At 45.9% G+C, this 15,147-nt stretch carries 13 protein-coding genes, 1 tRNA gene and 1 pseudogene; 5 read left to right on the forward strand and 10 right to left on the reverse strand.

Annotation, left to right across the window (positions count from 1 at the left end; translation table 11 throughout):
• Positions 1 to 73: 73 nt before the first annotated feature.
• The 8 genes and pseudogenes from LDO51_RS03625 to LDO51_RS03660 all read right to left on the reverse strand — a co-directional run bounded on the left by LDO51_RS03625 (position 74) and on the right by LDO51_RS03660 (position 8,292).
• Positions 74 to 1,180, reverse strand: a complete 1,107-nt coding sequence (locus LDO51_RS03625) for an acyl-CoA desaturase (protein ID WP_225576385.1) — start codon at positions 1,178 to 1,180, stop codon at positions 74 to 76.
• Positions 1,167 to 2,291 (reverse strand): sterol desaturase family protein, encoded by a 1,125-nt coding sequence (locus LDO51_RS03630; protein ID WP_225576386.1) that lies wholly within the window; start codon positions 2,289 to 2,291, stop codon positions 1,167 to 1,169. Before LDO51_RS03630 ends, LDO51_RS03625 begins: the two co-directional genes overlap by 14 nt.
• Entirely contained in the window at positions 2,288 to 2,917 is a 630-nt protein-coding gene (locus LDO51_RS03635; RefSeq protein ID WP_225576387.1) for a phosphatase PAP2 family protein, read from the reverse strand. Before LDO51_RS03635 ends, LDO51_RS03630 begins: the two co-directional genes overlap by 4 nt.
• Positions 2,914 to 4,191, reverse strand: a complete 1,278-nt coding sequence (locus LDO51_RS03640; RefSeq protein WP_225576388.1) for a F390 synthetase-related protein — start codon at positions 4,189 to 4,191, stop codon at positions 2,914 to 2,916. Before LDO51_RS03640 ends, LDO51_RS03635 begins: the two co-directional genes overlap by 4 nt.
• Positions 4,188 to 4,988: an MBL fold metallo-hydrolase gene (locus LDO51_RS03645; protein WP_225576389.1), complete on the reverse strand. Its 801-nt coding sequence runs from the start codon at positions 4,986 to 4,988 to the stop codon at positions 4,188 to 4,190. The genes LDO51_RS03640 and LDO51_RS03645 overlap by 4 nt, the downstream gene beginning before the upstream one ends.
• The gene (locus LDO51_RS03650) at positions 4,985 to 5,992 is read right to left on the reverse strand and encodes an NAD-dependent epimerase/dehydratase family protein (RefSeq protein WP_225576390.1); all 1,008 of its coding nucleotides are present in this window, start codon (positions 5,990 to 5,992) and stop codon (positions 4,985 to 4,987) included. Before LDO51_RS03650 ends, LDO51_RS03645 begins: the two co-directional genes overlap by 4 nt.
• A gap of 14 nt (positions 5,993 to 6,006) precedes the next feature.
• Entirely contained in the window at positions 6,007 to 7,005 is a 999-nt protein-coding gene (locus tag LDO51_RS03655) for a 3-oxoacyl-[acyl-carrier-protein] synthase III C-terminal domain-containing protein (protein ID WP_225576391.1), read from the reverse strand.
• A 146-nt stretch (positions 7,006 to 7,151) separates the two neighbouring features.
• Positions 7,152 to 8,292, reverse strand: a pseudogene (locus tag LDO51_RS03660) (glycerate kinase).
• 531 nt (positions 8,293 to 8,823) lie between these two features.
• Between LDO51_RS03660 and LDO51_RS03665 the strand changes: the two are divergent.
• The 3 genes from LDO51_RS03665 (at position 8,824) to LDO51_RS03675 (ending at position 10,083) form a co-directional block, all read left to right on the forward strand.
• Positions 8,824 to 9,117, forward strand: a complete 294-nt coding sequence (locus tag LDO51_RS03665) for a helix-turn-helix domain-containing protein (protein ID WP_225576392.1) — start codon at positions 8,824 to 8,826, stop codon at positions 9,115 to 9,117.
• 191 nt (positions 9,118 to 9,308) lie between these two features.
• Entirely contained in the window at positions 9,309 to 9,881 is a 573-nt protein-coding gene (dicD, locus tag LDO51_RS03670) for a division control transcriptional repressor DicD (protein ID WP_423810973.1), read from the forward strand.
• A 126-nt stretch (positions 9,882 to 10,007) separates the two neighbouring features.
• Positions 10,008 to 10,083, forward strand: a tRNA-Phe gene (locus LDO51_RS03675).
• A gap of 123 nt (positions 10,084 to 10,206) precedes the next feature.
• Here LDO51_RS03675 and LDO51_RS03680 read toward each other — a convergent pair.
• Positions 10,207 to 11,130 carry an aminoimidazole riboside kinase gene (locus tag LDO51_RS03680; RefSeq protein ID WP_225576394.1) on the reverse strand — a complete coding sequence of 308 codons (924 nt, stop codon included), beginning with the start codon at positions 11,128 to 11,130 and terminating at the stop codon, positions 10,207 to 10,209.
• A 39-nt stretch (positions 11,131 to 11,169) separates the two neighbouring features.
• Complete coding sequence (locus tag LDO51_RS03685) at positions 11,170 to 12,165, reverse strand: LacI family DNA-binding transcriptional regulator (protein ID WP_225576395.1); 996 nt, start codon at positions 12,163 to 12,165, stop codon at positions 11,170 to 11,172.
• 235 nt (positions 12,166 to 12,400) lie between these two features.
• Between LDO51_RS03685 and LDO51_RS03690 the strand changes: the two genes are divergently transcribed.
• Positions 12,401 to 13,663, forward strand: coding sequence for an MFS transporter (locus LDO51_RS03690; RefSeq protein ID WP_225576396.1), 1,263 nt, complete (start codon positions 12,401 to 12,403; stop codon positions 13,661 to 13,663).
• Positions 13,660 to 15,105, forward strand: a complete 1,446-nt coding sequence (locus tag LDO51_RS03695; protein ID WP_225576397.1) for a glycoside hydrolase family 32 protein — start codon at positions 13,660 to 13,662, stop codon at positions 15,103 to 15,105. The genes LDO51_RS03690 and LDO51_RS03695 overlap by 4 nt, the downstream gene beginning before the upstream one ends.
• Positions 15,106 to 15,147: the final 42 nt, after the last annotated feature.

Raw genomic sequence — 15,147 nt, forward strand, 5'->3', positions numbered from 1 at the left:
AGGAACAAAAGAACCGTGGCTTTCGAGTCACGGTTTTTTTATGTCTGTGCTCGCAATATCTATACTGACCAAATTACCTAACCCCTTCCCCTGTGCCCATTCGCTTTAAAAACCGCTGCTGATAACGCCACAAAGTTTTGGCATCAACACAGTGATAATCCATGCCAAATTGCGCGGCGGTTTGCTGAATAAGACGAGCAAGCGCCGGGTAATGCCGATGATGCCAATTGGGAAATAAATGATGGGTAAGATGCAGATTCAGCCCACCGAGCCAGTAAGTCAGGCACTTCGGCGTGGTTTGCCAATCATAGGTGGTTGAGAACGTATGAGTATAAAACCCTTGTTCCATACGCCCTGAATCCGGTGCGGTATAAAAGGTGGCTTTCGCCCAATGGGTACCCAAAATCAGCACCACAAAAATAAATGACGCGAACATTTGGCTAAGCAGATAAACACCCAGCAACGTGCCAATACCAATGCCATACGGGGATAGCACCCAATACGGTAATAATAATGCCAATGCAAGATGCAGCATTTTACTCAGCAAAAATACCCCAATACCTTTCGCACCTTGATGGCGCATTTTTGGGGCAACGCGCGTAAAATGAAAACGGTCAAACCAATCGTAACCCCAAATCAGCGCGGGAAATGTCATTGCTGCTATCAGCGGCCAATACAAATGCTGCCACCGCATAAACGGATACCAGCGTTGGTATGGGGTTTGGCGCAGTAAAAAATTCTCTTCAATATCCAGATCATAATGGCGAACATTGGTATGGGAATGGTGAAAAACAATGTGCCGTACGCGCCAACAATCGGGGTCTAACCCTAAAGGAATTGTCACCCAAAAGTTCACAATCCGGTTAAGTGCTCCTCGCTGAAAAACCGCGTTGTGCGAGGCATCGTGCACCATGTTAATCGCCAGCAATAAGGCAAAGAAAATAAACAGCGGATAACCCACAAAAAACAGGATTCCGCCTTGAGAGCTCAGCATCAGCCCGTAGCTGCCTAAGCACACCAAAATCAGCGTCAAACTTTTGAGATAGACCCAGCTATCAGCAAAGCGGTGATCGCCTTTTTCTTGCAGATACCCCTTCGCCGCTTGCTGCAATGCACGGTGAAAAGCCAGATCATCCCGCTGGCGAAAAGTGAGGGGCGGTAATGGCTTAGGCTTGTACATCACGGCTATCCACAGACGTTGTTCCTACGCCCATTAGCACAGCAAAGCTGTGCAACCATAATAGCGCACCCACCACCAGCCAGAATGGCGTCAACCAGCCTGCAATGATGATCAATAACAGTGTCAGGCTGGCAACGGCAAACCAACTCCATTTTCCCCAACCATAACCGCTTGATAAGCCAGATAATGCGACAGTCCCTGCCGCCAACAGCAGAAATAACCCAACTTGCTCAAGAGTCGTCCCATTAAAACCGTACCCATAGCGATACACGTAGCCAATCACCAACGTGAACAGCAGCAATGTCCCACCCACTAGCCCCATTTTTCCGATGTGATAACGAGGGGAATGGGTCGGTTTATTCGCTTTTTTCACACCTAAAATACGCAAAAATGGGCGATTACTGTCAATCAGCGGGTTTTCCGTCGCCGCCTCACCGCCGATACCGTATTGATGAGGCGTTTCTGGGGATTCAGAAAACGTTCCAAATAGCTTATCCCAAATAATAAAACTGCCACCAAAGTTACGATTGGCATATCCGCCCGTTTTAATATGGTGAACCCGATGATGATGCGGCGTCACCATCCACGCCTCCAACCATTTAAAACGGGGAATTAACCCACTGTGGTTAAAAAACTGAATAGTGTAATGAAGCACCGATACCGTCATAAAGACGGTGAGCGGCACGCCCATCAACGCCAATAACAGAAAGAAAGGAATAGAAGTGAGTGAGGAATACCACGAATTACGTACCCCTAACGAGAGATTAAAATGCTCCCCTTGATGGTGCACCACATGCACTGCCCACAAAAGACGGTACCGATGGTGTAAGCGATGAAGCCAATAAAACCCTAAATCCCAAGCGATTAACGTAAACAACCACACCAGCCACGTTGGCCAGCTATCGGTAATACCGAAAGAAAAATGCGTGACCACAAAACCGTAGCAAAATAGTTCTAACCCACGAAATAGCCACAGCATGATATGCCCAGAATTGAGGTTAAACACCACATCTTGCCAACTGAATGAAACGCGCTTTTGGCGGGCAATGATCAGCGCTTCCACCATCACAATCAACACCATAAAGATAATGGGAAATGTCAGTTCATTCATCGCACTCTCCGTGACGGATCAGACGTCAATAAGCGAAACGTCAGTAAACGAACAACTGTTATCGCTATCCACGCACAAGCCGCACCGCCAACCACATCAATAAACAGGTGCCGCTTTAGCATTAAGACAGAAAAAATAATCATCAACGCCCACAATAACCACAAGAGGTTTCTCAAAAATTGACCTTTTCGACACAAAGCCCACCATGCAATTAACGTCAACGACACGTGGAGCGAAGGCAGCATATTTTGTGAGGTATCCGCCTGTAATAACCCGGCAAGTGCCAGCTGAGTCAACCCACTCCCTATATATTGAGGAAACTCAGCCGTGGTTGGATAAATCAGATATACCATGCCAGATAGCACCGCACAGAGGATCATCTGCCACATTAACGGCTTTACTTTTTCTGCATAACTCAGCAGATAACCGCAGGGAATAAAAAGAAAAAAAGAGAGATAGAGCCATACCGCATTTGGCGAATAACCGACTGCATCATCAATTATCGAGGGGGAAATAACGTGCGCAGAAGAATAAATATGCCCCGTCAATGAGTAGAAAACCCCAACACATCCCCAGCCTAATAGTAAATACCCCACGCGCCGCCACACTGACATCGACTTTATCATGACGCCTCCCGCGTGATCCGCCGACGCTTGATAGCCATCACTGTGGCAGGCAAGACAGTGTTGAGTTGCCATTGAAGATGCTCAGTCACTGCGCCTTGCAGTTCAAAATAGTCAGTTAGTGCTTGCTTACATGCCAATAGTACCGCTTCCTCACAATCCGCAGATAAGGTGAATAACTGCCCCTGTTGATGAAGTCGGTAATCTGTCTCAGTCGGTAAAGTATTGCACATCACTCGGTTACAGGCGTCCGCAAACAGGGTTATTGGTTCACCTTGTTGATTGGTTAATACCAGTTGATCATCGCTGCGTCCTTCAATGCATTCAATGGCTATTTGTACATCGCCGCAAGGGCATGGAGCCTCTCTAACAACCAAGATATCATCGAGTTGATAACGCACAATGGGCTGAGTTTGCCGTGTAAAATCGGTGATAATCGGTGAAAAACGGCGTTCATCAATCCACTGTTTTTCAATATGCAAAAAAGCTTCATTCAGATGCAATGTGCCATGAGGGCAGGTGCAACCAAGAAAACCTTCTGTCGCTTGATACACTTCGCCCACATCTGAAAAAACCGTTTTTAGCTGGGCTTTATCATCGGCATTGAGTACTTCCGCCACTGATATCACCCTTTTTGGGGTTAGTGAGCACTCATTTCGCTGCTGGCGCTTTGCCATTTCCACCAGCACCTGTGCAGGGGCAACAATAATGGTAGGCTGCCATTGATTAAGTGCAGCAAGATGCTCATCAAAATCCCCCAGCAGGTCGTAAAACTGAAATGAGAGCCAGCGGTTATTGACACTTTCATATAAGTTATTGTTTGCACGTAGAAACAGCGCAACGCGCTCTCCAGCAAATAGTCCATCCGGTAGCATCTTAGCCAGCATGGTTCCCGACCAGCGAGCTTGCTCGTCAGGGCTGACCACAAACACCCCTCGCTTTCCTGATGTCCCAGACGATAACCCCACACTGAATTTCCCCACGGTTGGGGAGAAATCTCGGGAAGATTCGCTCTGCTTTGCGCAGGCAAGCAGCTCATTCACTTTCAGCCCTTGGGTGTTCATACGGTCAAAATGCTGCATCATCAAGGCTTTATTCATCACAGGCCACTGAGTAAGTGCTTGCTCACAATATGCCGAAAAATAGGGACTGCGCCGTAAAAAGCGCTGGGTAAATGCCGATAATTTTCGCTGTTGGTATCGCTCTAGCGCTATGGGATCCGTAAAGCGCAGTCGTCGAGCCTGCCAGTAATACCACAGAATTTTCAGCAGTTTCACAACTCGCCCTCATGACACAGTTGGATCGGTATCTGGCGTTTATCAATCTGATGCAATTTATTGAGCGTCTCGTAATAGGCTTGGCGGTCATCCATAATTAAATTCGCCACCGCCATTGGCCCGCGCAATTCTCGGTAATTCGTTGGTGACCACGCCGCATCCCCCGCCAGCAAGATCCAGCCATCATCTGTCGCCACGCATAATCCAGTATGCCCCGCGGCATGACCCGGTAATGGCACGGCAATTAAGGTTTTTTCTGGATTTATCGCATAACCAAATCCTAATTCGGCTAAGGCTTCAGGAAGCTCAACACGCTCAAAACCTTCATAAAATCGAGCTCTTTCTTCGAAATCTTCAGGGATCAACCCGCGCACAAAGGCTTTACGTAATGCGGAAAATCCGGTTAGGTTGCGCGTTTTTTGCCACCCTTCCCCCGAACAGATCAGCGGTACAGACGGAAAATCCCGTAGCCCCGCAATATGGTCACCATGGAAATGGGAAATAATCACTCCAGTAATATCAGCAGGCGTGATGCCATCCGCCTTGAGCTGAGAAACGAGAGCATCTTTGGTATCAAAATAGACCGGAGTAACCGCTCGATACAGCCGAATAATCCCCTCACGGGTATGGTCATAAAAGTGGTCGGCATACCCCGTGTCAAATAGCCAGCGCTGATCATGCCCCTCAATCAGCCATGCCCGCGCAGGGAATTTACACGCTTTCATACTGGCACCTTTGAGGGCAACACAACCGGGATGGGTGCAATATCCCACTTCAAATACCCGAATGTTCATCATAGTTTGCCCTCTTGATTTTCGTTAAGCCATTTTGCGGTGCGTGCGATGCCCTCCGCCATGGAATAGCGTGGGATGTAACCGAGTTCCTGCTGAGCGCGTTGATTGTTTAAAATCATCGTGAAATAAGCGGCGCCAAGGCTATAACGGGTTAATAATGGCTCTTTTCGCTGCATAATCGCCAATTTTTCTAAGCAGAACGCCACACCATATAATAGTGAGTAAGGTGCAGATTTAATCTGGCATTCGGTGCCTGTTTGTGCAAATAGCGCACGTAATGTTGTCGCAAGTGGCTGAGGATCTTGGTTGGTAATATTAAATATCGAGCCACTTTTTAATGGCTTTTGGGTTGCCAATATCATGGCATCCACCACATTTTCAACGTAGGTCAAATCGAAGGCGTTTTTTCCTCCTGCCGGCAGCACCAATTTGCCATGGCGAGCGCGGACTTGCGCCATCAAACGCGGCAATAAAACCCTATCATGCGCGCCAAATAATCCTCGAGGGCGCAAAATCACAAACGTAGTTGAGGGATAATTCGACACTATCTTGGCAATTTCTTGCTCGGCAAGGAACTTCGTTCGCGCATAATCATTGGCAAATTGCGTGTTATTCGTTGATTCGAAAATATTGTGCTGGTGAGTAAAATTAAAATAGATTGCAGGGGTGGAGATATGCACAAACCGCTCGATACCTTGCTCTGCCGCAGTCTGCGCCAAGGTTTTGGTAGCTTGCCAATTAATAGCCTCAAATGTTTCACGCGCCCCCCATGGCGCCGACAGTGCTGCACAGTGCCAAATTGCCTGACACCCTGCCATCAACTCGCGCGCGGTTTCCGGTGTTAAGGTTGCCAGTTCTACGGGAATAAATGTAGCCCCCGCATCCATTAACTCCTGACCAATGGCTAAATCACGCCCGCAAGCCACCACCCGATGCCCTTCACGTAGCAAAATTTCAGTAGCATTACGTCCTAGCCCACTGGTCGCGCCTGTGACTAAGATTTTCATGGGACCAAAATCATTCATGGGACTAAAACCAGGGCAGATAAAGCTAAACCGGCTGCGGTTCCTACCAGCATTACATGGGATTTGCCATAAAAACGGTCGGTGATAATGGCTTCATGCAGTGCGGAAGGAATTGATGCCGCGACTTGGTTACCGTGTGTGGCATAGATATCGACTAACTGCTCGGTGGTAACTCCAAGGCGTTTACGCATATGTTCCAAGGATAAGTGACTTGCTTGATGAGGAACCACGGTATCAATCTGCGCTAAATTCACACCCGCTTGAGACAGTATTCTCTCCATAAAATCCTCAACCATGGCGGAGGCCATCTTGAATAGCGGTTTGCCTTTCATGTGGAATAAAAAATCACTCGGCTCCATTCCTGAGCGTGGATTACGGCGAGTACCGCCCGCTCTGATCTCACAAAGATCCAGCCCCTCAGGATAGGTTTCCAGACGAAATGCCAAAATACCACTGCCCCCATCACCGCGCTCAACGAGGGTACAAGCCGCACCATCCCCAAAAATAAGTGAGGATTCTTCATGCTCCCAGTCAATACCCCGAGAGGCGATATCCGCAGAGACAATCGCAATTCGGCGATACTGATGGGTGGCGAGTAGCCCACCCGCGATTTGCAACGCCGATAAATAACTCACACAGCTCGCATTCACATCAAAACAGGCAATACCCGAATCAAGTGCTGAACTTGCGAGAATATGGGCTGCGCTACAAGGGAGGGCTTGAACGGGAATTGCTGATGCGCAAATCAAGGCATCCACAGAGGCAGGGTCAATATGGTGGCGAGTTAATGCATCGTGGATTGCAGCAGCGGCTAATTCAGCTTGGCTATCGGTATTGGATGCATGGTAGCGCCAGCGGATCCCTGAGCGTTTTTCGACGTAACCGTTCGGCTTATTTAGCTGCTTATCCAAATCTATCGACAATATTTTATGTGTGGGTAGTGCGATGCCAGAAGCAATAATTTTCAGTGGCACAAACGTGTTGGGGTTAAGCATTTTTTACCTATTCTTGTGGTTTATTGCTTTATTACCCCTTCATTTACCAAATAACCCGCCATCATGGTATCGGAAAAAGTGCATATAAAATAAATATTGGATAAGTCAGCTTATTTTTCATCAAATAAATAGGTTTCGCTTTTATTTTAAAGGTGGCGCCCCATATTTAATACTCGGGCCACATTGCATGCGGTATTTTCTAAATTTTCAGCACCCTGCTTGAGTGCCTCACTAAGCGGAGATAATCTGGGCAGAATGCTAAATACCGCTGTTACACCCTCTTGGTGTAATTCTTCCACGCCATCCCCTAACACACCGCTTAATGCAATAACCGGAACCTGATGTTTTGCGGCGAGTCTTGCAATGCCTATGGGCGCTTTTCCGCCAGCGGTCTGCCCATCCATACTACCTTCCCCGATGATCACCAAGTCAGCATCTTGTAAGTGTTGCTCAAACGCTAAAGCGTCCATCACAATCTCAATACCGGATTTAAGCTCACCGCCAAGTAGCGCAGCGGCTGCAACGGCGATCCCCCCCGCCGCGCCGCCACCAGCAAGATAACGATAGTCAGTCCCCGTTAACTGTTGAAGAAGCACCGCAAACTGGTTTAATCCGTAGTCCAACTCAGCCACCATTTCTGGCGTTGCCCCTTTTTGTGGACCAAAAACTGCCGCAGAGCCGTATTCCCCCAACCAATGGGTTACTCACATCACAAGCAATGTCGATTTTGCACTGAGATAAACGCGGGTTAAGTTGCTGAATATCAATATGCGCTATCTGTGAAAGGATATTCCCCGAGCACCCCAGTAATTGATGATTTTCATCATAAAACCGGACACCCAGCGCCTGTAACATGCCGACGCCACCATCCACTGTAGCACTACCGCCAATCCCTAAAATAATTCGCTCAACCCCTTGAGCAAGCGCATTGGCTATCAGTTCTCCCGTACCATAGCTGTTCGTCAGCATCGGGTTTCGCTTGGCAATAGGCACTCGCATCAACCCGCTGGCTTGCGCCATTTCAATCACCGCCGCCTTACTTTCAGCTAATAGCCCATAGTAAGCCATTACAGGGAAACCCAAAGGATCTGCCACAGTAACCGATATTTTTTCCCCGTGCTGCGCCGCGATCAGCGCATCCACTGTACCCTCACCACCGTCAGCCACTGGCAGCGAAATATATTCCGCGTCAGGAAACACGCGTTGAAAGCCTTTTATCACTGATTGCGCCGCAAGCTCGGCGGTCATACTCTCTTTAAAAGAATCAGGTGCAATGATAATTTTCATTAATCAGCATTCCTTATCTGCACTGTGTATATTTATTCTCAATTCTATAAAATATTTAAAATAATGCCGATAATCAATAAACAAATCTGTATATTTATGACGAAGTAAATATAAATCTTTCTCTCGAAACACATTTATGAATAATATATATATAAGTGTAACAGTCCATTACGTAATTAATACTTTATTATTATTTTTTGCGCTATTTTTATAAAAAAAATGCCAGCAATTATTGAGATAAAAAACCAATAGAAACAAAAAATAAGATGATTAAACTAGTTAAACTAAAACATTAGAATATAAAACCCATAACTCTTTATTATTGTACTCTCTAACTGAGTGATTAAAATAGCTATTAACTATCGAAAATAGCCTATCAATCCGTCATAAATATTGGTAATTAATTTAACGTAGCGGTTAAATACTCCTAAATTGATTTAGTCAATTTTTGATTATTATCGCCAATTAAAGATAATAATATTTAATTATCTTTAAATACTATTATCTCAATAACACTCGCATGGAGGGATCATGCTAGCTAATCAACAATTCGATAACCATGAAGTATCCACTTACATTGGCTCATTTCTTAAGCGACGACGTAAAGTTGTTGGACTGACTGGTGCTGAACTGGCCTCTCGTTTAAGCATCAGCCAACAACAGATTTCTCGCTATGAGCGAGGTGTCAATGCGATTACTATTCAAAATCTTTTGGGAATTTTACATGCTTTAGAATTAAAAAAGCACGACATTGATGAGTTCCTACAAAATATTTTCAATTTTTATCATATCGATATTGATATGGAGAAAAAGTTGTTTAACTAGAAATTAATTTTTACTAAACAACTCGTTAGGTATAGAGAGGGTAACGCCTCTCTACCTCTTCTCTCTCTGAAATCCCCATAATTCCCCTCAATCACTCTCATACCTGTGACAAAATCAACGCCTATAAATCAACTTTGAACATTGCTATGATGGAAAAATTAGCAAATCTTGTGATGGAGATAACGATGAGTATCCAGCGCGACACTATTTTGAGCCATGCGTTAAACCAGTTAGAGAAACAAGGGTTATCTGCCTCGACAGAAAGTTTACTCACTGAAATTGAATCCGATTTTACGGCCTTACGCCAATTTTGGCCTGATGATGAAGCCCTCGTTTATGATTCTCTACGCTATCACGGGCAGCAAATTGAAGTGTGGCAGCGCCAAACCTTATTAGACGAGCAACTCAGCCCACAATTAAAACTCATGGCTCGCTATCAACAGCTGGCAGAGAAAGTCCGTGAGGGGCGTTTTCCTGGCTGCCTGTTTATTTCCGCCTGTAACTACTACCCAGACCCAGAGCATCCTATCCACCAATTAAGCCGCCTGCAAAAATCCAATTCATTCAGCTTTACCAAGCAGCTGCTTGATGAGCTCGATATTGAAGATGCAGAACTCGTCGCCAATCAGATGGAGTTGGTCTTAGAAGGCTGTTTAAATCGCTTGTTGGTCAATCGCAATATCCGTGATGTGGAAATTGCTCAACAGCTTTCTGAGGATATTTTGACTATTGCCCTATGCCGTAAAAGAGGTGCATTAAGTTAAAATTCGTACACTCGCGCGTTAAACAGGCGTTTTTTGTCGAAAAAGAAAACACTCAGTCAGAAAATGGTTTTTTTTATAAAAAATGCATTGACGGGAACAACCTAATACGGTTTAATGCGCCCCGTTGCCCGGATAGCTCAGTCGGTAGAGCAGGGGATTGAAAATCCCCGTGTCCTTGGTTCGATTCCGAGTCCGGGCACCACTATTTAAAGAACCCGCCCTCGTGGCGGGTTTTTGCTTTCTAGCGGATTACTTCAGTCTTCACGTCTCAAAAACCACTTTCTTCGTTCACCACTACCCCCTAAAAAATAGCGCAGAATCGTGACTACAGGCTTTTGAGTAAATCTTGACGATATGGCAATGCGGTCATTGCACCCTTCGCCGTGGTGGCTAATGCACCACAAATTTGTGCTTGTCCTATAATAACGCTCAAAGTGTCTTCATCACTCGGTAAACCATAAACCGCCAGCCCCGCTAATAAACCTGCGACAAAAGCATCTCCCGCACCGGTCGTATCAACCACCACCACCGGTCTAGCAGAATAATGCAGGATATCGCCCTGCCAACACACCATCACCCCATTTTTACCTAGAGTCACCAGCAGTAAATCAAAAGAATACTGTGCTGAAAGTTGTGCAATACCTTGCTGAATATCAGTTTTGCCGCTTAAGAAAAATAACTCTTCTTCGGATAACTTCACCACCGAAGCGAAAGTTAGCGCTTTATGTAAACATTCACGCAATAGATTTTCATCCTGCCACAGATCCGTTCGAATATTAGGATCAAAACTAACGCGCCCACCTGCACGACGGATTTTTTCCATAGCATAAAATGTGGTACTGCGGCTCGGCTCCGCACTCAGCGCGATAGAGCAAGCGTGTAGCCATTCATTTTTCTGAAATACGGGTAAGTCTTCGACTTCTAAAAAAAGATCCGCAGCGGGGCGAACCATAAACGTAAAGGTTCGCTCTCCTTCTTCATCCAGTTCAACCACCACCGTTGATGTACGATGTTGCGGATCCAACTTCATATAGTCGGTGTCCACCCTCTCTTGCTCTAACGTGCGGAGCATAAAGCGGCCAAAAGGATCATCTCCGACACGACCAATAAACCCACTTTGTCCATCAAGGCGAGCAACCCCAGCCGCAACATTCGCAGGCGCGCCCCCCGGAAGCTGAAGTAAGCAGCCTTCTCTTTCGGGGATCAAATCAACAACAGCATCACCGAGAACCCACACTTTATCGGTCATAAATAACTCCAAAGACAATATTGAAAATAGTCAGTATGATTAAATTGAATCCCTTGGTAACCAAGGCGATGAAATATAGACAGTTTCTCGATGCGTCTCCCCATTAATGATATGTAGCGCGCTGCGCTTACCAATCTCATAATGGGGAAGTTGCACCGTCGAAAGCGGTGGAATAAATAATTCGCCGATCCCAACCATATTGTCGTAACCCACAACAGCGACATCTTTTGGGATCTTCAATCCACTCTCTAGCAAGATCTGATACACAATGAATGCGATCCGATCGTTTCCACAAATAATGGAATCAAAACTCGCTTTTCCATGGTGGATCTGTTTACGGACAATCTCAGGAATATCTGCATAATTTTCTGTACTTAAAAAATGATGAGATAGCGCATCCGCATTAATGCCATGTTCTTCACAGGCGCGCTTAACCCCAAGAACTCGACGGAGAGTAGCCGGGTGGTTGTCTGGGAGATATAAACACAGCGGCTGGCGGTACCCCGCATTTAATAGCGCTTTCACCGCGTTATATTGACCATCTTCATCATCGGGTACATAGCTGGCCGTTGGTACATTTAAACTTTCACAGTTAGCGAGTACTAGTGGCACTTTCATCATGTGCTTGGTAATTTCAACCTGCCGAAGTCCCATTGCCGTGTAAATAATGCCATCTGGGCGATGAGAAAAAAGTAAACTCGCGATGGCTTCCGGGTCATCACCTTCTAGCATATTCACCACATAGCTATTCCAACCGTGTGAACGCGCCGTTTCTTCAATAGACAGCGTGATATCGACAGAAAAAGGAGACGTCGCCGTATCTAGCGCCAGCACCCCAATCGTTCGAGGCTTTTGTCCTGACCGTGTACCGCGGATCATCCGAGCTGAAAGATCAGGCGTATAACCGGTTTCATTAATCGCTTTTTGAATGCGTGCTAATGTCTCTTTTTTCAGCTTTTCAGGATTATTGATAGCTCTTGAGACCGTCATCATTGAAACACCAGCCAGCTTTGCGACATCTTTTAAGAGTACCATTTTGCCCTCTTTACTCTATTTTCAACGTCTTTGGATCCAACGTCTTTTCGTCGGAGTATATCAACCAATAAATCGCCACATGATTGCGAGAATAAGAAACCTGTGACATCCCTCACATACCGCCAATGTTAATGTTAACATTGGTGATTAACATCATATTTATGCACTATACCGTCTTTTATAAAGCGAATGTTAACATTAACAATATAGACATTCTGACAGTAGGAGAATATCTATGGGCAAAAAAACACGCGCTAACATGCATGCCTATCTCACATTAAGTGGTTTGTTATTTACTTTTTTTTGGACATGGTCATCCGTGTTTTCCTTGGTATCTCTGTGGCTCAGCCAAAAAATTGGCCTAAAGGGCACCGATACGGGCATTATTTTTTCTGTTATCAGCCTAACCGCATTTTGTGCTCAGCCTCTTTATGGGTTTATTCAAGACAGGCTTGGCTTACGCAAAAATCTATTATGGTTTCTGGGTGGATTGCTATTAATCAGCGGGCCTTGGTTTATTTTTGTCTGTACCCCGTTATTAAAATGGAACATTTTTGCAGGGGCTGCCGCGTTGGGCATTTATGTTGGCGCAACTTTCTTTGCCGGTATTGGTGCACTTGAATCCTATACTGAGCGCGTCAGTCGCATCGCGAGTTTTGAATATGGTCGTGCCCGTATGTGGGGTTCACTGGGCTGGGCAGGCGCCACCTTTTTTGCTGGGTTATTATTTAATATCGATCCCAACTTGAATTTTGCCATGGGTTCCGCCAGCGCACTCCTGTTCATCGTTCTGTTATGGCGTTTACGCAACGTTCGCCCTCATACCATGAATGAGCTTGAGTTCGGCAAAACTCAGTCACTGACTATCGCTGACGCGCTGGGATTATTACGCATGCGCTCATTTTGGTCTTTGGTGATATTTGTCTGCGGGGTAAGTGTTTATAACGTCTACGACCAACAGTTTCCGGTCTATTTTGCCTCGTTGTTTGCCAACCAAAACGAAGGCAATGAGATGTTTGGCTACTTAAACTCACTTCAGGTCTTTTTAGAGGCTGGAGGTATGTTCTTAGCGCCTTTCCTCGTCAATCGTATTGGCGCAAAGCGTGGTCTGCTTTTGAGCGGCGTCATCATGGCGCTGCGTATTTTAGGTTCGGGGCTTGCCGACGATGCAATCACGATTTCATTTATGAAACTGCTACATGCCGTTGAACTCCCTATCCTATTAATTTCATTATTTAAATACATTACGTCTGTATTTGATAAACGTTTATCTGCAACCATCTACTTAGTGGGTTTCCAGTTTATAGCGTCGCTCTGCGCCTCATTTTTATCCCCACTCGCAGGCTACAGCTATGACACATTAGGCTTTGCAGATACCTATATGATCCTCGCCGCTATCGTCATTTCCATGACGATAATTTCAAGTGTCCTTCTGCAATCAGAGGACGCATCAACCGTCAATCATATGACAACATCGAAAAAAACGGTGGAACTATGAAGCAGAAACTTCAGCAAGCACAATTTGCTCTTGAGCAACTTAAAGCTCAACGTGGAAACACCTATTACCCTGACTTCCATCTTGCTCCGCCCGCTGGCTGGATGAATGATCCCAATGGCTTGATTTACTTTGATGGGGTATATCATGCATTCTATCAACATCATCCAATGAGTGCTGATTGGGGACCGATGCATTGGGGTCACGCCACCAGCCACGACATGATCCATTGGCAACATGAACCTATCGCTCTAGCACCCGGTGATGATTATGACCGTGATGGATGTTTTTCGGGTTGTGCCGTAAATGATAATGGAACCCTTTCACTCATTTACACAGGGCATGTGTGGCTAAAAGAAGCCGGTGACGATAGCGCTATCCGTGAAGTGCAATGTTTAGCAACCAGCACTGACGGTATTCACTTTGAAAAACAAGGTATTGTGCTAACCCCTCCTGAGGGCATTATGCATTTCCGTGACCCCAAAATTTGGCAAGAAAATGGAACTTGGTGGATGGTGCTAGGTGCACGAGACGCGGCAAATTGTGGACAAACGTTGCTCTATAAGGGTAACTCACTACGCGAATGGCAACTTGATAGAATCCTCGCCCACGCTGACGTTGATGGTGGCTATATGTGGGAATGCCCAGATTTCTTCCCGTGTGGCAACCACCACTATTTGATGTTTTCACCACAAGGCATCCAACAAAACACAGGTTACCAATATCGTAATCGCTTCCAATCTGGCGTGATCCAAGGTCACTGGCAACAAGGAAGCGCCTTTATACAAAGCCAAAAATTTACTGAACTGGATAATGGGCACGATTTCTACGCGCCACAATCATTCACTACCGCGGATGGGCGACGTGTCATTATGGCTTGGATGGATATGTGGGAATCAGCCATGCCGTCCAAACAAGAAGGCTGGGCGGGCTGCTTAACCCTACCACGCGAGTTATTTGTACGAGATGGACATTTATGCCAACGCCCGGTGATTGAAGCCAAATCATTACGCCAACAGAGCCACCCCATTGAGCCTCACTCGGTCAGTAAAACAGAAGTTTTACTCGACCATTCCAGCGCCATCGAATTAGAGCTTGTTTGGGATATAGACCAAAGCAATGCAGAACGATATGGTATAGCGCTAGGCAATAAGGTCGGCGATGGATTAGCGCTGTATATTGATAGCCAATCCCAGCGCTTAGTGCTCTGGCGGCACTACCCAGAATATGAGCTGGATGGTTATCGCAGCATTCCATTACCTGCGAGCGATAAACTTTCATTGCGTATTTTTATCGATCGCTCCTCCGTTGAAGTCTTTGTCAACGAAGGTGACGCTGCAATGTCTAGCCGTATTTATCCCCAACCTAATGCACGCAAGTTAATGTTATTTGCTTCTCATGGCAGCGCGGTTATTTCTGAAGGAACACTTTGGCAGCTAAAATAATTATTAAGCTGGAATTAAGAGAAATAAAATAACCTTGTGAGA

Origin of the sequence: Providencia alcalifaciens (assembly GCF_020271745.1) — a bacterium.
Classification (GTDB): domain Bacteria; phylum Pseudomonadota; class Gammaproteobacteria; order Enterobacterales; family Enterobacteriaceae; genus Providencia; species Providencia alcalifaciens_B.